The following is a 17,349-nucleotide window of genomic DNA, read 5'->3' on the forward strand; positions in this document are numbered from 1 at the left end:
GAGGTAGAGTGCAGGGGCGGCTCCAGCAATCCTCCCTGCGAGGCGCAGCCTCGTGGGGAGGGGGACCGTCCGCCGCAGCGCAGCGAAGGCGGATGGTGGAGGGGCTTTGTTCGGGCTTCGCGCAAAGCCCCTCCACCATGCTGCGCATGGTCCCCCTCCCCATCCGCTACGCGGACAGGGAGGATAGATAAGGCCGAGCCGCGCCGCTAAGCGGGGCCCATGCGCCTTGCCTTTATGGGAACTCCGGAATTCGCCGTGCCGACGCTCGACGCCCTGCTCGAGGCGGGGCATGACGTCGTTGCCGTCTACACGCAGCCGCCGCGGCCGGGCGGGCGGCGGGGCAAGGAGCTGACCCCCTCCCCCGTCCACAAACGCGCCGAGGCGGCGGGGATCGAGGTGCGCACGCCCGAGCGGCTGCGTGGGCCCGAGGAGCAGCCGGCGTTCGCTTCGCTCGACCTCGATGCGGCGGTGGTCGCGGCCTACGGGCTGATCCTTCCCGAGCCGATCCTTCAGGCGCCGCGCCACGGCTGTCTCAACGTCCACGCCTCGCTGCTGCCGCGCTGGCGGGGGGCGGCGCCGATCCAGCGCGCGATCCTCGCCGGCGACGAGTCGACGGGCGTGTGCATCATGGGCATGGAGAAGGGCCTCGACACCGGGCCGGTCTATGCGTGCCGGGAAACGGAGATCGGCGGGAAGACGGCGGGCGAGCTGACCGCGGAGCTGGCCGGCATGGGCGGTGCGCTGATGGCCGACGTGCTGAGCCGCCTGCGCGACCTCGTCCCCGAACCGCAGCCGGATGACGGCGTCACCTATGCCCACAAGATCGACAAGGCCGAGGCGCGGATCGATTTCGCTCGCTCCGCCGAGGAGGTCGAGCGGCAGGTGCGTGCCTTCAATCCGGTGCCGGGCGCCTATTTCGAGCATCAGGGCGAGCGCGTGAAGGTGCTCGCCGCGCGCGCCATTCCCGGCGATCACGAGCCTGGCACGGTTCTAGACGAGCATTTCGCCATTGCTTGCGGCACCGGAGTTCTGCTGCCGACGCTGGTCCAGCGCGCCGGCAAGGGCGCGATGACTGCGGACGAGCTGCTGCGCGGCTTCGCCATCCCGGCAGGGACGCGCCTCGGATGACCCGTTTCCGCCTGACCATCGAGTTTGACGGCCGCGACTATATGGGCTGGCAACGGCAGGACCATGGCCCGTCGATCCAGCAGGCGATCGAGCGGGCGATGGCCGAGGTGGTGCGCGAGAAGGTCGTGCTCCACGCCGCAGGACGGACCGATGCCGGAGTCCATGCCTATGCGATGACCGCCCATGTCGATGTCGAGCGGGAGATCAGCGCCTTCCGGCTGATGGAGGGGACCAACGCCAAGCTTCGGCCGCAGCCGATCGCCATCCTACACAGCGAGGAAGCACCCGCGGACTGGCACGCCCGCTTTAGCTGCGTCGGGCGGCGCTACATCTACCGGATCGCCAACCGGCGCGCGCCGCTGGCGCTCGACCAGGGGCGAGCATGGCGAGTGCCGGTGACTCTCTATGCGGATGAAATGAACAAAGCGGCGCAAGTGCTTGTGGGGCGCCACGATTTCACCACGTTCCGATCGGCTCATTGCCAGTCGGACAGCCCGGTGAAGACATTGGACCGGCTGACCGTCCGGCGGCTCGGACCGATCATCGAGGTCGAGGCGGCGGCGCGGTCGTTCCTCCACCACCAGGTGCGGTCGATGGTCGGCTGCCTGCAGCTGGTCGGGCGCGGCAAGTGGAGCGCGAAGGATCTCAAGGCGGCCCTGGAGGCACGCAACCGCGCCGCACTCGGCCTCCACGCGCCGCCAGACGGACTGTATTTCGTCGAGGCTCTGTATGATGGGGCGCTGCAGGGGCGGTGAGCCGGCAAAGCGAGCGCTCCAGCATGAGCAGCTGCCACAACAGGCGGCCGTGATCCGAGCGGCCGCGGCGGTGATCGTCGGCGAGGCGCGCGATTGCGGCGGGGTCGAACCAGCCGAGGGTCGCCAAGGCCGAGCCCTGCGGGATGGCGGCCGCCTCGGCGGCCAACGGCCCGCGCAGCCATTCGCTGACCGGGGTCACGAAGCCCTGCTTGGGCCGGTAGAGGATGTCGCGCGGGAGGCGGCCCTCGAGCGACTTCTTGAGGAGATATTTGCCCTGGCCGCGGCGCAGGCGCAGCCGCGGCGGAAGCTTGGCGGCGAATTCGACGAGGCGGTGGTCGAGCAAGGGCTCGCGTGCCTCGAGGCTGACCGCCATGCTGGTGCGGTCGACCTTGGTCAGGATGTCGCCGGGCAGCCAGATCTTGAGATCGGCATATTGGGCGCGGCCCAGCGCGTCGCGCGCCGGCGCCTCGGCCATCGCCTTCACGTAGCGGTCCTCGGCGCGGTGGCCTTGGAGAGCTCGCCTGAAATCCTCGCCGTAAAGCATTGATCTTATAGCCGGTGGCGTCGCGCCCACGGCCTCCGCATAAGCCTCGCCGCTGTCCTTGCCGATGGCCTGAAGCGTGGTCTTGGCGCGCAGCGGCCGCGGCGCCCAGTCGAGCTTCGGGCAGGCGTCGCCGAGGCGGCCAATCCCCCTGCGCAGGCCCTGCGGCAGATGGCCCCTCACCTGCTCCTCGGCCATGAACATCCGGTAGCGGCGGTAGCCGGCAAAAGCCTCGTCGGCGCCGTCGCCGCTGAGCGCGACCTTCACGCGATCCCGGGCGAGCTCGCACACCCGGTAGGTGGCGAGCGCCGAGGCGTCGGCGAAAGGTTCGTCGAAGGCGGCGGCGAGCGTGTCGATCAGGCCGAAATCGTCGGCGTCGACGGTCCGGGTGCGGTGATCGGTGGCGAAGCGCTCGGCGATCTCGGCGGCATAGCGGGTCTCGTCGTGATCGGCCCGGTCGAAGCCGATCGAGCAGGTGCGGATCGCCTGCTTGCTCGCCTCGGCCATGAAGGCGACGACGGCGGAGCTGTCGACTCCGCCGGAGAGGAAGGCGGCGAGCGGGACGTCGGCGACCATTCTCGAGCGCACCGCCTGGCGCAGGCGCTCGACCAGCTCCTCCTGAAGGTCCGCTTCCCTGGCGGCGGAGGGCGTGGAGAAATCGATATCCCACCAGGTGACCGGCTGCGCCAGGGGGTGGCCACGGCGCAGATGGAGGTAGGTGCCGGCGGGGAGCTTGCAAACGCCTTCGAGGATCGAGGCGTCGTCGGGGACGTAGCCGAAGGCGAGATAGTCCTCGACCGCCTGCGGGCTGATCTCGGGGCGGAAGCGCGGGTGGACGAGCAAGGCCTTCAGCTCGGAGGCGAACAGGAGGGTGCCGTCGCCGAGCTCGGCGTAGAAAAGCGGCTTCACGCCGAGGCGGTCGCGGGCGAGGAAGAGGCTGTCGCTGCGCGCGTCGTAGATGGCGAAGGCGAACATGCCGTTGAGGCGCGCGAGGCAGTCGGGGCCCCATTCGCGGTACGCGGCGAGGAGGGTCTCGGTGTCGCCGGCGGTGAGGAAATGGTGGCCCTTCGCCTCCAGCGAGTCGCGGACCTCACGGTAATTGTAGATCTCGCCGTTGAAGGTGATGACCGCGCGCTGGTCGGGCGACAGCATCGGCTGGACGCCGCCTTCGAGGTCGATGATGGCGAGGCGGCGGTGGCCGAGGCCGACGCCGCGCGCGGTCCACACGCCGCTGCCGTCGGGGCCGCGATGGGCGAGCGTGTCGGCCATCGCTCCGACCCGCTCGGGGTCGACGGGCTTGGGCACGTCGAGATGGAAGATGCCGGCGATTCCGCACATCAGCGCGGCGTTCCGTCGGCGAGCCGATCGAGCGGGCCCAGGGCGGCGATGAAGCGGTCGATGGCCGGGCGCGGGCTTGCCCCGGTCGCCGCCTCGGGCGCGGAGACGAGGATCGCCGCCGCGCGCTGCGGTCCGCCGAGGAGGCGCACCTTCATCATCTCGAGCTTCGCCCCCAGCATGTCGCCGGTGAGGATATTCCCTACCGCGTAGAAGCTGGCAACCTCGCGCACCTCGCCATGGCTGACGATCCGTTCGGCCCGTCCGTTCGGCGGCGCCGGGGCGTCGGCGGTCCACGCCCAGCCGGGGCCGGCGGCGCCCTGGCCGAAGCCGAACAGCTCGCGGCCCTCCTCCTGGCGGGCGAAGACGGCGACGGCGAGGTCGACCTCCCTGCCCTCGTGATCGCGGTAGCGGGCGACCTCGAGACGGTCGGCGCCGGCGAAGGTTGGCTGCCAGGGGCGGCCGGTGGCGGGGATGCGGGTCCAGCCGGGGACTTCGGGCATCGCGAGGCGCGGGGCCTGATGCGTCCCGCTTGCTGCCACCGCGGAGCCCCAAAGCAGAGGGGCGCAGGCGATGGCGGCGGCGACGCCGGCGGTCCGCCACAGGCGGGCCGGCGGGTCGGCGGCGACCGGGCCTGGCTGGATGCGCTCCGGGTCGAACCAAGGCTCGCTGACATTGCGGTCGAAGAAGGGCCAGGCGGCGCCGAGGATCAGGGCGATGACGATGGCGAAGAAGATGCCGCCATAGACGACATGGTCGAAGCCGGCGGCGAAGGCGATCCCGGCGCTGTCGGCGACATAGATGGTGGCGAAGGCGCGGACGCCGTTGGCGAGGACCGGAACGACGATCGCGGCGGCCATGAACAGCGCGCGGCGCTGCCACCAGCGGAAGCAGAGATTGGCGACGAGCGCTCCCAATGCGACCATGGCGATGAGGAATTTGACGCCCGCGCAGGCTTCGGCGACCTCGAAATAGCCGGCGGCGGTGGTGATGAAAACGCCTTCGAGATGCGCCGGCATGCCGGCGGCGTCGAGCAGGGCCATGGCGATCTCGGCGGTGACGGTCTGCATCGCCGGCACCGCCTCGTCGCCGAACGGGACCAGGAACAAAGCGTAGGCGAGCGGGAACAGCAGGCCGCGGCTGACCGCCTTGCCGAGCAGGGTAACGACTGCGCCCTCGAGCATGATGACGAGGCCGGCATGGCGCGCGACTCCGACGCTGGCGGCATGGCCGAGCAGCCAGGCGGAGGCGCCGAGCGCGACGAGGACGAGGCCCGGGAGCCAGACCTGCGGCGTCAGGCGCAGCAGCTCGGGGCGGCGCTGCCACACCAGCCAGGCGATCAGCGGCCCGATGAGCAGGCAGTGATTGTAGGTCGAGCTGTTCCACCAGATTCCCACCATGTCGGCGGCGTCGCGGGCGAACAGCAGCAGGATCGCGGCGGCGACGGCGGCAAGGGCGGCGAGGTGGCGGAGCCAGGCGCTCGGCACAGCGCCGGACGCGGCCGCGGTGAAGGCCGTGCTCATGCCGCTTCCCGCTTGGCGGCGGCCGGGAAGATGAGACCGTCGAGGGGGGCAAGCCGTGCGTCCCAACCGTAGCGGGCGACGACCAGCCGGCGGCCCGCCGCGCCGAGCGAGGCGGCGCGGTCGGGCGACGCGAGCAGACCTTCGATCTCGCGGGCCATCGCCTCCGCGCCGTCGGCGACGATGAGGTCGCGGCCCGGCTCGGCCTCGATTCCTTCGAAGGCAGCCGGAGTGGCGACGACCGGGCGCGCCATCGCCATCGCTTCAAGGACCTTGTTCTGGATTCCTCGGGCGATGCGCAGTGGCGCGACGACGACATCCGCGGCGGCGAGCCAGGAGCGCATGTCGCGCACCGCGCCCGTCACGGTGATGCGATCGCCGCCGAGCGCCTTCACCTCCGACGTGGCACTGCGGCCGGCGATGACGAAGCGGGCCTCCGGCAGGCGCGGCAGGACCTCGGCGGCGAACCAGCGGACCGCGTCGACATTGGGGCGATAGTCCATCTGGCCGGTGAACAGCAGGACGGGCTCCTCCCCACGCTCGCCCGCGGTCAGCCGCGGGAAAGCGGCGGCGGGGTCGAAGCGGACGGAATCGATGCCGTTGGCGAGAGCATGGACGTTGGCGGCACCGGCGCGGCCGCGAAACAGCGCGGCCTCGGCTTCGCTGACGAACAGGCTCGCGTCGGCGCGGGCGGCGACCTCGCGCTCGAACGCGAACAGGCGTTCGGCCTCGCGGGCATGGACTCGGGACAGCAGGCCGCCCGCCTTCGCATAGGCCTCGAACTTGGCCGAATCCATGTCGACGAAGTCCATGATGAAGCGCTGGCGGGCGTTGGCCGGAACGAATTGCGCCATCTGGCCGGAGAAGGCGTAGATCGCGGCGACCCGCGGGTCGGCCAGCCGCGCCGCGACGAACGCCCGCATCCGGGCCGAATCGAACAGGGTCAGCGACACCGGCTTGCCGGTCGCGAACGCTCGCGCGGCGGCCATCGCCCTGCCGGTGCGCCGAACCTCGACATGGATCTCGCCGAGCCGGTCGCCGAGCGCTCGGCGCAGGCCGTCGATGTGAGCGGCGTCTGCTGCGTCGTCGGCGAAACAGGCGAGATGGACCCGGGCGAGCCCCGACAGATGCTTCAGCACGTGCCACGAGCGGATCTTGTCGCCCCGGTCCGGCGGGAACGGGATTCGGTGGGCGAGGAAAAGGATCTCGCCCGTCACGCCAGCCCCCGCGCGATCGGCGGTCCGATCAGGTTGGCCGCCCACAGCGGCAGGCGCTTCCACGCGGCGACCTTGCGGGCGTAGCGCGGATCGAGCGGGTTGGTGTCGCGCGCCTCGCCCCAGCTGGCATAGGTCAGCGGGGTCGGGTCGAAGCCCCAATTCTTCTTGAACGCATAAGCGCCGGTGCCGAGCTTCGAGCGGCCGAAGTCGAAGCGGGTGCAGCCGCGCGCGGCGGCGTGCTTCATCAGCTCGAAATAGAGGAGCTCGTTGGCCCGGGCCGAGCGGGCGGCGAACGTGCCGCCGCCCCAATAGGGATAGACCGTCCCGTTCATGTAGAGGCTGAGCACCGCCGACAGCGGCTTTCCGCCGCTACGCACCACCAGGATATCGGCATCCTCCCCGAACGCGTCGAGCATCGCTTCGAACAGGCGACGCGGAAAGACCGGCGTACCGAGATTGTGGACGCTCTCGGCGTAGACCCGATAATGGTCGGTAAGGTCGGCATCGATCGCGACCGAGAGGTCGTTGCCGAAAGCTCGGCGCACTTCGGCGCGCTGCTTGCGCGGAATCGACGACAGGATCGCCGAATCATCCTGAGGCAGCGACCGGGCGAAGTCGGCATAGACACCCTGATGTCGGTGCCAGCCGTGTGGGAGTGTACCCCCGCGAAGCTCGATACCGGCGCAGCCGTTCTCCTCGGCCAGCGCCCGCGCAGCCTCGGCGAGCGCCGCCTCGGCCTCGGCGCCAAGCGCGAGGATGCCGCCGCCGACGCCGAAGCCGACCGACACCAGGGCCCTGCCGAACAGCAAGGAGCGGACTTCGGTGAGCGGCAGCACGCCGACGAGCGCCGGCCCCTGTTCGGCGACCAGATAGTGGGAAGCATGGCCGGCACCCGCGGTGACGGCGCGGCTCCACTGCGGCAGATGGAACGGCGTGCCGCCGCCATGGCCGCGCACGAACGCCTCGACCCGATCGGCGACGATCGAATCGCCGAGATCCACCGAGCGGACGGCGACCCGGGCGATATGGGCGGGCGCGTTCATAACAGCCGAGCACGCTCGCGCTCGACCACCTGGTCGGTGCGGCCCCACGGGAAGGCGCCCAGCAATTTGAGGAGCTTGGGCTCCATCCTGGACAGGTTGGTGTAATGGCGAAGGCGCGACTTCAATGGCGCGCCGGCGACCCGCGGCTGGCCGGGATCGATCTCCCACGGGTGGAAATAGAAGATCGCCGGGCGGGCATCGCGGCGGTTCACGCGGTCGATCGCCCAGCGCGAGAATCCGTAGGGCAGCAGGCGAAAGAAGCCGCCTCCCCCCGCGGCCGCGCGACGTCCGGCGAGCTCGACCGTGGTGACCGGAAGCTCGATGAGATCGCTGCCGGCGAGCGGACGGAAGGCGAAGCGGGGCGCCGCGCGCCAGCCATAATGGTCGTGCGCGATCGGCGCGATGCTGGAGGAATAAGCATAGCCCTCCTCCGCCAGCACCGGGTGCGCCCAGGGCGTGCGCTGGTCGATCGAGAAACTGGGGGCGCGGTAGCCGGTCACGGCGACGCCGGCGGCCTGCTCGATGGCGGCGCGGGCGCGGTGGAGATCGGCGCGGAAAGCGGCGGCGTCCATGGTGAAGACGCGCTGGTGGTCCCAGCCGTGGCTGGCGACCTCATGGCCTTCGTCGGCGATCCGGCGGATCAGGGCGGGGAAACGCTCGGCGACCCAGCCCAGGGTGAAGAACGTCGCCTTGACCTGCGCCTTGTCGAACAGCGCCAGAACCGCATCGGCATTGCGCTCGACCCGGACCGGAAGGCGGTCCCAGTCGGCGCGGTCGATCACGCCCTCGAAGGCGCCGACCTGGAACCAGTCCTCGACGTCGACCGAGAGAGCGTTGAGCATCCGCGGCTCCATGGCCGCACCATCAGACAGCGTGGAAGCGCCGGTCGGCCGGGCGCTGGGGGACTCGGTCCTGCTCGGCCCAGTCGACGAGCAGCGCCAGGACCCGGCGGATCGCCGCATCCTGCTCGTCGAGCCGCGCCTCGAGCGCCGCGATCCGCGCCTCGGCGGCCGCGGACGCGCCCGCCGCCGGCTGGACCGACTGCACGGGCTGCACCGCCTGGACAGGCTCGGCCGGCTCGGGCTCGGCAATGCGCGCGGCGGCGCGCAGCGGCAGGACCTGCGCCTTCTCCTCGACCGGCGCGGCGTCGCCCTCGAGCTCGGCCGAGACCGAGTCGAGCGCGGCTGCGTCGATCCGATCGAGCCGCTCGACGGCGCCGTGGAGAAGCAGGCGGCCGAGCAGCTGGTTGAGGCGGCGCGGAATGCCCCCGCTCGACCGGTACAGCCCGTCGAACAGGTCGGGCGCGAATTCCGGGCGACCGCTCCAGCCGGCGACGGTCATTCGGTGACGCACATAAGCCTCGATCTCATCGGGGCCCATCGGGTCGAGATGGTGGCTGGCGATGACCCGCTGGCGCAGCTGCTCGAGGCCGGGCGCAGCGAGGCGCTCGCGGAACTCGGGCTGGGCGAGAAGCACGGTCTGGAGGAGGGCGCGGCCGCCGAGCTGGAAGTTGGACAGCATGCGCAGCTCCTCCAATGAGGAGGTCGGCAGGTTCTGCGCTTCGTCGACGACGATCAGGGTGCGCTTGCCGGCGCGATATTCCTCCTCGAGGCGCTGCTCGACCCGCTCGATCAGGCCGGCCTTGGACGCGCCCTCGGCGGGAAGGCCGAGGCCCTGCGCGACGAGGCGGAGCATGTCGTCGCCCTCGACCTGGGTCGAGACGATGTGGATGGCGTTGAGGCGGGCGCGGTCGATCCGCGCCATCAGATGGGCGACCAGGGTCGACTTGCCGGCGCCGATCTCCCCGGTGATGGCGATGAAGCCCTCGCCCTGGGCAAGGCCGTAGCCGAGATAGGCCATCGCCTTGCGGTGGGTGCGGCTCTCGAACCAGAAGCGCGCGTCGGGCGTCAGCTGGAAGGGAGGTCCCGAGAGGCCATAATGGTCGGTGTACATTCGCCTACCCTTCAGAACACGTAACGGACGCCGACGAGACCGTCGGCGATGAGGCTGTCGTCGCCGCGCAGCGTCGAATAGTTGATGCCCAGGCTCAGCAGCAGCTGCAGGCGGTTGGACAGGAAGGAGCGGCTCAGCCCGAACGAGGTGCCGGTGCTGAAGCCGTCGCCGAAGCCGCCAAGGCCGCCGAGACCCAGGCCGAAGTCGAGATCGTTGTCGTAGAAGCTCAAGAACGGATTGAGCGTGAGCGTGACGTCGCGGGTCAGGCGGCGGCTCACATGGAGGAAGGCGGTGAGATCCTCGTCCTCGCGCGCGAACACGCTGGCGAACAGAGGATCATCGGGAAGATAGAAGCTGCGGTGCGTGTAGGAGACGCCGGCGCCGATATTCCACAGCCGGCCAGTGCTGGTGAAGACGAGGCTGCCGCCGCGGGCGCGGAAGGCGATGCTGCTGATCGACTGGAGCGAGCTGGCGAGGCAGGTGCCCTGCCCGGGCTCCTCGCCGAATACACAGTCACCGAAGCGGCGCTCGCGCAGAGGATCAGGCGCAATGTTAAAGGCCGCGGGCAAACGCCTCAGACCGCTGATGATTCCCTGACCGAAGCTGGTATCGTGGTCGAACACCATCGCGGAGATGCCCGAGCGGCGGCCGACCTGCACGGTGGCGCTGCCCATGACCAGCGTGTCGCCATCGTCGTCCTGGCCGGCGCGCAGCTGGACCTCGGCGCGCGGCGTGGGCCGCCAGATGAAGCCTGCGTCCCAATAGACGCCGTCGGTGTCGAGCGTGGTCAGGCGCGGTGCGGCCGGGTTGGGGATGAGCCGGCCATTGGCGTCGCGAAGCGGAACGCCACCCGGGCCGCGCTGGACGTCTTGCTGGCTGACCTCGGTCTGCGAATAGCCGACGCCGCCGGTGACGGCGAAGGTCGGGCTGAGCGGGACTACGACGTCGCCACGGACGAAGCGACCCTCGAAGCGGTTGTCGAGCGCACCCGAATCCTCGCGGACATAGCCGGCGCTGGCGGTCACGCCGATCGGCAGCGGCCCGCCCGGCGCGATTCCGACGCTGGCGCTGGCGACATGGACGGTGGAGTCGAAATCGTCGGTCGGCGCCGCGGCGCCGGCGAGGCTGTCGTCGTCGACATGGACATAGCCGAGCCGATAGGCGGCGTTGATCGTCACCGGGCCGGCGCGGGTCGTCAGGGTCGGGCCGGCATAGGCGCTGTAGATTTCGGTGCCGGCCTCGCGGTCGCTGACTCCGGCGGCGCGGCCGGTGCCGCCGGTGCGCGCGGCAAGACCGCCGGCGTCGACGCTGACGCGGCCGGGAACCAGCTCGGCATGGACCTGGGCGATGCCGCTATGGACGTCCTCGTCGGGAAGATCCTCGGTCCAGCCGAGGCGGCGCTCGTAGCGATAGGCGCCGCTGGCGGTGACCCGGCGGGTGCGGACCTGGCCTTCGACTCCGGCGGCGACGGCGGTGTAGGTGACGACGTCGTCGCCTGGACCGTTGCCGGCGAGCTCGACGGAGACGCCCTGGTTGAGTTCGACATAGGCGCCAACGTCGACGCGCAGGCGGGGCCGCGGCGCATCGGGCGCCGGAGCGAAGGCCGGTTCCTGCACCGGGATCGCGCCTTCCGGCACGACTCCCGGACCGGCGGCTGCGAGCGGCAGGGGCGGCGCCTCGGCCGGTTCGACGAAGTCGACGGGCGGCGGCTCATAGCTGACGCCGGCCTGGCCAAAAGCCGACGATGCTCCAAGAAGCGCAGCGGCGGCAAAAAAGGTTTTGAGGATCAACCGCATCAGCGACTTTCCTCATATTGGCCGAAACGGCGACCGCCGGTCGAGAGCGACGCGCTGTTCAGCACCAGCGACAGTCGCGCGGGGCCACCGAGCATGCCGACCGTTTCCTTGAGGTCGGCTTCACTGGTGGTGTCGGCGCGGACGACGACGAGGGTCTGGCCGGCATGGCCGGCGAGAACCGACGCGGTGGACGCGGCAAGCGCCGGCGGCGAATCGATCAGGATGATGCGCTGCGGATCGGCCGCGAGCAGGCGCTCGAGCACCTCCTCCGTGCGCGCCGAGGCGAGCAGCTCCGGAACGTTGCGCTCGCGGCGGCCGGCGGGAAGGATCGACAGGCCGTCGATGTCGGTGTCGATGACGAGGCTCTCGGGATCGACGTCGCGGTCGGCGAGCGCGTCGACCAGGCCGGCGTCGGGGTCGATGCCGAGGCGGCCGGCAATCTCCGGCTGCGATGTGTCGCCGTCGATGAGCAGGACGGCGCGCTCGTGCTCGCCGGCGATCGACAAAGCGAGGTTGAGCGCGAGGAAGGTCTTCCCCTCCCCCGGCTGACCCGACGCGATCAGGGCGACGCGGGCGCGCGGATCGCGCTCGGCGCGGTCGTCGATGGCCTTGATGAGGCGGCGCTTGATGATCCGGGTCTCTTCGGCGAGCGCCGAGGACGATGCGTCGGGGAGCAAATAGCCGCCCGCTTCCAGAGCGGCGAGGTCGATCTCCGCGCTCCGGCGGGTAACGGTGCGGGCGGGCCGCGGCGCGGCTTTCGTCTGCCGGACGGCAGGCTGAACCGGTTCGACCGGCTCGGGGCGCGGTTCGGCCGGCGGCGCCTCGTGCGGCAGCGGGTCGACCCGAAGGCCGGATTCGAAATCGTAGATCTCGGCGGCGCGCTCGAACAGGGAGGGGCGTGCGGTCATTTCTCGTTCCTCACGCCACCGGCCCGCGCTGAAGCATCTCGGCCGCCATCAGCAGGGCGTAGCTGGCAGCCAAGGCGCCGCCGCTTCCGGCGAGCCAGACCAGGCGCTGGCGGCGGCGGGTGCGCTCGGCCCGGCCGACCACCTCGCCGACCGCGCCCAGCACCGGCAGGCCCGTCACCGCGGCGAGGCGGGTGGCGGTCGGGAAGGTCGTCTGGAGCTGGCCCTTGAGGAAGGCGGCGGCGATTCCGGCACCGACCGCGAGGACCAGCACGATGGTGAGGAACAGCGGCCGGTTCGGGCTGGTCGGTCCGCTCGGTGCGCGCGGCGCTTCGACGACGCGGACGACCATGGCGCTCGCCTGGGTCTGCATGTCGGAGCGCAGGCGGAGCTGCTCGCGGTCGGCGAGGAGCCGGTCATATTGCTGGCGAAGCACGTCATAGTCGCGGGTCAGGCGCGCCTGCTCGGCGGCGGCGCCGGGCTGGGCCGAGTCGCGCTGGCCCAATTGGGCGAGATCGGCCTGGAGCTGGGCGCGGCGGGATTCGGCGGCGGCGAGCTGGGCCTCGCGCTCCGACATCATCGCGCGCAGCGAGACGTGGCTGGGATTGGGGATTCCGTTGCCGCCGGCCGAGCCGCGGCTGCGCTCCTGAGCCGCCTGCGGGCCGAGGCGCGCGATCTGCGAGCGAAGCGAGATGACGTCGGGATGCTGCTCGGTGAAGCCGCGACCGAGATACTGGTTGAGCTGGACCTCGAGCCCGGCGACCTGGCCGCTGGCGGTGCCTCCATAGGCGTTCTCGGCGCCGGGGATCGGCACTGTCGCTGGAGTCGCGGCGAGCTGGCCGCGCATCGCGTTCACGGCGCTCCGGGCGGCGACGATGGTCTGCTCGAGCTGGGCGAGCTCGGTGCGCGCGGCGGACATTCGGTCGGCGACCGAGCCGGTGCCGGGGAGCATGCCCATATAACGCTGCTCGAACTCCATGCGGCGCTGCTCGGCCTCCTGAAGCTGCTGCTCGCGGCGGCGCAGTTCCTCGTCGAGGAAGGTCAGCGACTGCTGCGTGCGCTGGGGGTCGCCGGCGATCTCGCCGCTGGTGAATATCTCGACCAGCTGCTGGGCGATCGCGGCCGAGGTACGGGCATTTTCGGCATTGGACAGGCCAGCGAAGCTCGACGTCGCGGTGATCTCGAACAGGCTGTCGGGCTGGGCGACGATGGCGATGCGCTGGCGAAGGCCGGCGACGACCCCGCCGAGCGCCGCGTCGCTGGTGACGAGCTTGTTGAGATCGGTGCGGCGGACGACGCGGGTCAGATTCTCGTTCGAGGTCAGCGTCTGCTTGAGGCGGAGGATGTCGTTCTGGGGGTTCTGCGACGCGGCGGCGGCGGTCGGCACCATATTGTCGAAGGCGACGAACAGCTTGGCCTTGGCCTGGTAGCTGTTGGGGATGAGCGCGATCACGACCCAGCCGGAGAAGGCGACGCACCACGCCACCGCCATGGCAAGCCAGCGGCGCTGCCACACCTGGTGCAGAGCGATCCGGAACTGTTCGTAAAGTCCGTCCATCCGGGCGGGATTCCTTCAACGCGTGAGTGCGGGGCTCCTCAGAACATGCTCTCAGGAATGATGATCACGTCGCCCGGCTCGAGCCGGACGTTGGCGCTGACGTCGCCGCGGCGAAGCAGGCTGGCGATGCGAAGGTCGTACTGGCGCTGATTGCCGGTCTCGCGGTCAGTGCGGACGAGGCGGGCGCGGTCGCCGGCGGCGAATTCGTTGAGCCCGCCGACCGCGATCATCGCGTCGAGCAGGGTCATGTTGGCGCGGTACGGCAGGGCCGCGGGGCGCGCGGTCGCGCCGACGATTCGGATCTGCTGCGAGAAGGTGCCGTTGGGACGCTCGACCATCACCGAGACGATCGGGTCCTGGATGTAGCGATTGAGGACCTGGCGGATGTCGTCGGCGAGCTGGGCCGGGGTCTTGCCGACCGCGACCATGTCGCTGATCAGCGGCGTGGTGATGCGCCCGTCGGGGCGGACCGCGATGCGGGTCGACAGCTCGGGGTTGCGCCAGACGTAGATGCTGAGCTCGTCCGAGGCGCCGATCAGATAATTCTCGCCGACCGCGTCGGAGCCTCCGACGAAGCTGGCCGGTGGAAGCACGTTGCCGGTGCGGCCGGTCGCGCAGCCGCCGAGCGCCGCCGCGGCCAGCACCACCGCGAGAGCGCTTCGGGAGTTGAGAAGCCTCATGTGAACCCAGTCCCTTGCTTCGAAGCCGCCGGTGCGCCCCGGAGCGGGACGCGTGCCTTTAAGCTTCCCCTATGGGAGCAAAGGGTAAAATTACGGTTAGGCGCTAGGGGCTTGTCGGCCGCGTCCCGGCGCGGGACTGGCGGCGGGGCAGCCGTTAAACGGCCGGGTTAACGACCACTTCACCAGCCGGATGCTGGCTCAGGAACGCCTGCGGGCTGGCGGTGAGGCCGTAGGCTCCGGCGAGGAAGACCGCGACGAGATCGCCGACGTCGGCGCATGGCATCATGACGTCATCGGCCAGGATATCGAGCGGCGTGCACAGGCAGCCGACGATCGACACCTGCTCCTCCGCCGGGGTGCCGAAGCGGGTGGCGATGGCGACCGGATAGTTGCGGCGGATGACCTGGCCGAAATTGCCCGAGGCGGCGAGCTGGTGGTGCATGCCGCCGTCGACGACGAGGAAGGTCTTGCCCTGGCTGTATTTGCGGTCGAGCACTCGGGTCAGATAGACACCGCATTCGCCGACCAGCCAGCGGCCGAGCTCGATAGCGAATTGGCTTCTGGCAAGAGCTTGCGGCCGATTGCCGATATTTTGTGTGAGCTCCTCCCCAATCGGGGCGATGTCCAGGGGCTGGTCGCCATGGACATAGGGGATGCCGAAACCGCCGCCCAGATTGACCAGCGGCGGCTCGGCGCCGGCCTTCTCGGCGAGATCGGCCGCGAGGGCGACGCTCGCGCGCTGGGCCTCGATCAGGGCGTCGGGCGACAGGGCCTGCGAGCCGGCGAAGATGTGGAAGCCGCGCCATTCGGCGCCGGCTTCAACGAGGCGGCGGACCAGGGCGGGAACACGGGAGGCATCGAGCCCGAACGGCTTGGCGCCGCCGCCCATGCGCATGCCGGAGCCCTTAAGCTCGAAATCCGGGTTCACCCGAACGGCGAGGCGCGGCATGACGCCACGGCGCTCGGCGATGAGGAGCGCCCGGCCCGCCTCGCCTTCCGATTCCAGATTGATGGTGACGCCGGCAGCGATCGCCGCCTCGAGCTCGCTGTCGCGCTTGCCGGGTCCGGCGAAGCTCATCCGGCGCGGGTCGCCGCCGGCGGCGATGGCGGTGCGCATCTCGCCGCCGGAGGCGAGGTCGATGCCGTCGACCTGGGCCAGCATGTGGCGCAGCACGCCCGGATGCGGGTTGGCCTTCATCGCATAATGGAGGTCGACCCCCGGGAAAGCGGCGCGGAAACGGGCGACCCGGCGATCAACCAGCGCCATGTCGTAGACGAAGAGCGGCGTGTCGCCGGCCTCGGCGGCAAGGTCGTCGGCGCGGCGGCCGCCGATCAGCAGCATATAATCGCGGTCCGAGGCGAAGCCGTCGGGAATTGGGCCGGTCGGCTTGGTCATGACGTCAGTTCCGCTTCGAGCGCGTTGCGGTCGATCTTGCCATTGGGGCTGCGCGGCAGCTCGGGCCTCCACAGGATCACGCCGGGTTGCATGAAATTGGGCAAGAGGCGCTTCAGATGGGCGCGCAGCTTGTCCTCGGCAGCCTCCTCGACAGGGCGGACGATGAGGGCGATGCCCTGCCCCAGCAAAGGATCGGGATAGCCGAGCGCCACCGCCTCGGTCGCGAGCCCGGAGGCGATCGCCGCTTCCTCGATCTCGGTCGGGCTGATGCGGTTGCCGGCGGACTTGATCATGCCGTCGGCGCGGCCGACGAAGTAGAGCAGCCCCTCCTCGTCGCGGCGCGCGCGGTCGCCCGACCACACGGCGGTACCGCCGTAACGCGAGCCCGGCGGCGCCGGCTTGAAGCGGACGGCGGTCCGCTCCGGATCGTTCCAATAGCCCTGGGCGACGAGCGGACCGGCATGGACGAGCTCGCCCTCCTCGCCGGGCGCGGTCTCGCTGCCGTCGTCGCGGACGATCAGGATCTCGGCGAAGGGAATCGCCTTACCGATCGAGTCGATATGAATGTCGAGCAGGGCCGGCTCGAGATAGGTGGAGCGGAACGCCTCGGTTAGGCCGTACATCGAATAGATGTCGGCTGCGGGGAACAGCTCGCGAAGGCGCCGGGTGACCGAGGGCGGCAGCTTGCCGCCGCTGTTGGTCAGGCGCCTGAGGCTGAGCGCCGCTTCCGGCGGCCACGGCGCCTCGATCAGCTGGACCCAGAGCGGCGGAACGCCGGCCAGGGTGGTGATCCCGTGCGCCGCCACCGCGCGAATGACGTCACGCGGCGCAAGGAAGTCGAGCGGCACCACCGAGGCGCCCGCCGCCCAGGCGGAGAGCAGCTGGTTCTGGCCATAGTCGAAGCTATAGGGCAGCACCGCGAGCACCCGATCCTGCGGGCTGAGGCGGGTGTAATGGGCGACGCTGATCGCGCCGAGCCACATGTTGGCGTGGCTCAGCATCACGCCCTTGGGCCGGCCGGTCGATCCGGACGTGTAGAGCAAGGCCGCGAGGTCGTCGGGGTCGGCGGTGGACGGCGGCAGCGGCTCTCTTTCGAACAGCGCCCTGCCCGCTTCCTCGTTCAATGTTTCGCAGCCGGCGGGAACATCGCCCGACTCGAGCGAGTCGAGGCGAACCTGCCCGGAAATGAGGAGCTTGGCACCGCTGTCTAAGAGAATATGCGAGACCTGGAGGCGCTTCAGCAGGGGGTTGATCGGCACATGGACGAGGCCGGCGCGGGCGCAGGCGAGCGGCAGCAGGCTGGTCATCCGGGTCTTGGGCAGCCAGCTCGCGACGCGCGCGCCTTTGGGAAGGCCGCGGGCGGCGAGGCCGGCAGCGAGAGCCCCGACCGCGGCCTCCAGGCCGGCATAATCGAGACGCCCGTCGCGATCGGTGAGGGCGACGTCGCCCCGCGCGCCGCACAGCGGCAAATGATCGAGCGGGCGCGGAGTGGGATCGGGCGCGCTCGGTTCAACCACGGACA

14 protein-coding genes are annotated in these 17,349 nt (G+C 70.5%); 2 read left to right on the forward strand and 12 right to left on the reverse strand.

The genetic code is table 11. The annotated features are described in order from the left end of the window. Positions 1–219 precede the first annotated feature (219 nt). Both fmt and truA read left to right on the forward strand, forming a co-directional pair. Positions 220–1,128 carry a methionyl-tRNA formyltransferase gene (fmt, locus tag G7B71_RS06915; RefSeq protein ID WP_166039262.1) on the forward strand — a complete coding sequence of 303 codons (909 nt, stop codon included), beginning with the start codon at positions 220–222 and terminating at the stop codon, positions 1,126–1,128. Then, entirely contained in the window at positions 1,125–1,883 is a 759-nt protein-coding gene (gene truA / locus G7B71_RS06920) for a tRNA pseudouridine(38-40) synthase TruA (protein WP_166039264.1), read from the forward strand. The genes fmt and truA overlap by 4 nt, the downstream gene beginning before the upstream one ends. Here the strand turns inward: truA and G7B71_RS06925 are convergent. From G7B71_RS06925 to G7B71_RS06980, 12 genes are all read right to left on the reverse strand, one after another. Then, the gene (locus G7B71_RS06925; RefSeq protein ID WP_166039266.1) at positions 1,774–3,762 is read right to left on the reverse strand and encodes an XrtA/PEP-CTERM system amidotransferase; all 1,989 of its coding nucleotides are present in this window, start codon (positions 3,760–3,762) and stop codon (positions 1,774–1,776) included. The two genes, truA and G7B71_RS06925, sit on opposite strands and share 110 nt — an antisense overlap. Further along, positions 3,762–5,282, reverse strand: a complete 1,521-nt coding sequence (gene xrtA / locus G7B71_RS06930) for an exosortase A (protein WP_166039268.1) — start codon at positions 5,280–5,282, stop codon at positions 3,762–3,764. Before xrtA ends, G7B71_RS06925 begins: the two co-directional genes overlap by 1 nt. After that, complete coding sequence (locus G7B71_RS06935) at positions 5,279–6,496, reverse strand: TIGR03087 family PEP-CTERM/XrtA system glycosyltransferase (RefSeq protein WP_207774731.1); 1,218 nt, start codon at positions 6,494–6,496, stop codon at positions 5,279–5,281. Before G7B71_RS06935 ends, xrtA begins: the two co-directional genes overlap by 4 nt. Beyond that, positions 6,493–7,539: a FemAB family XrtA/PEP-CTERM system-associated protein gene (locus G7B71_RS06940; protein WP_166039272.1), complete on the reverse strand. Its 1,047-nt coding sequence runs from the start codon at positions 7,537–7,539 to the stop codon at positions 6,493–6,495. Before G7B71_RS06940 ends, G7B71_RS06935 begins: the two co-directional genes overlap by 4 nt. After that, entirely contained in the window at positions 7,536–8,381 is an 846-nt protein-coding gene (locus G7B71_RS06945) for an XrtA system polysaccharide deacetylase (RefSeq protein ID WP_166039274.1), read from the reverse strand. The genes G7B71_RS06940 and G7B71_RS06945 overlap by 4 nt, the downstream gene beginning before the upstream one ends. A 22-nt stretch (positions 8,382–8,403) precedes the next feature. After that, positions 8,404–9,492 (reverse strand): AAA family ATPase, encoded by a 1,089-nt coding sequence (locus tag G7B71_RS06950; RefSeq protein ID WP_166039276.1) that lies wholly within the window; start codon positions 9,490–9,492, stop codon positions 8,404–8,406. A gap of 11 nt (positions 9,493–9,503) precedes the next feature. After that, on the reverse strand, positions 9,504–11,288 hold the full coding sequence (locus tag G7B71_RS06955) for a hypothetical protein (protein ID WP_166039278.1): 1,785 nt from the start codon (positions 11,286–11,288) through the stop codon (positions 9,504–9,506). Then, complete coding sequence (locus G7B71_RS06960) at positions 11,288–12,196, reverse strand: AAA family ATPase (protein ID WP_166039280.1); 909 nt, start codon at positions 12,194–12,196, stop codon at positions 11,288–11,290. The genes G7B71_RS06955 and G7B71_RS06960 overlap by 1 nt, the downstream gene beginning before the upstream one ends. A 10-nt stretch (positions 12,197–12,206) precedes the next feature. Further along, the gene (locus G7B71_RS06965; protein ID WP_166039282.1) at positions 12,207–13,751 is read right to left on the reverse strand and encodes an XrtA system polysaccharide chain length determinant; all 1,545 of its coding nucleotides are present in this window, start codon (positions 13,749–13,751) and stop codon (positions 12,207–12,209) included. Positions 13,752–13,789: 38 nt separating this feature from the next. Then, positions 13,790–14,431 (reverse strand): XrtA/PEP-CTERM system exopolysaccharide export protein, encoded by a 642-nt coding sequence (locus G7B71_RS06970; RefSeq protein ID WP_166039284.1) that lies wholly within the window; start codon positions 14,429–14,431, stop codon positions 13,790–13,792. Positions 14,432–14,585: 154 nt separating this feature from the next. Then, complete coding sequence (locus G7B71_RS06975) at positions 14,586–15,827, reverse strand: pyridoxal-dependent decarboxylase, exosortase A system-associated (RefSeq protein ID WP_166039287.1); 1,242 nt, start codon at positions 15,825–15,827, stop codon at positions 14,586–14,588. Continuing rightward, positions 15,824–17,344 (reverse strand): acyl-CoA ligase (AMP-forming), exosortase A system-associated, encoded by a 1,521-nt coding sequence (locus G7B71_RS06980; RefSeq protein ID WP_166039289.1) that lies wholly within the window; start codon positions 17,342–17,344, stop codon positions 15,824–15,826. The genes G7B71_RS06975 and G7B71_RS06980 overlap by 4 nt, the downstream gene beginning before the upstream one ends. Positions 17,345–17,349: the final 5 nt, after the last annotated feature.

Origin of the sequence: Sphingosinicella sp. YJ22, assembly GCF_011320075.1 — a bacterium.
In the GTDB taxonomy this organism is placed as follows: domain Bacteria; phylum Pseudomonadota; class Alphaproteobacteria; order Sphingomonadales; family Sphingomonadaceae; genus Allosphingosinicella.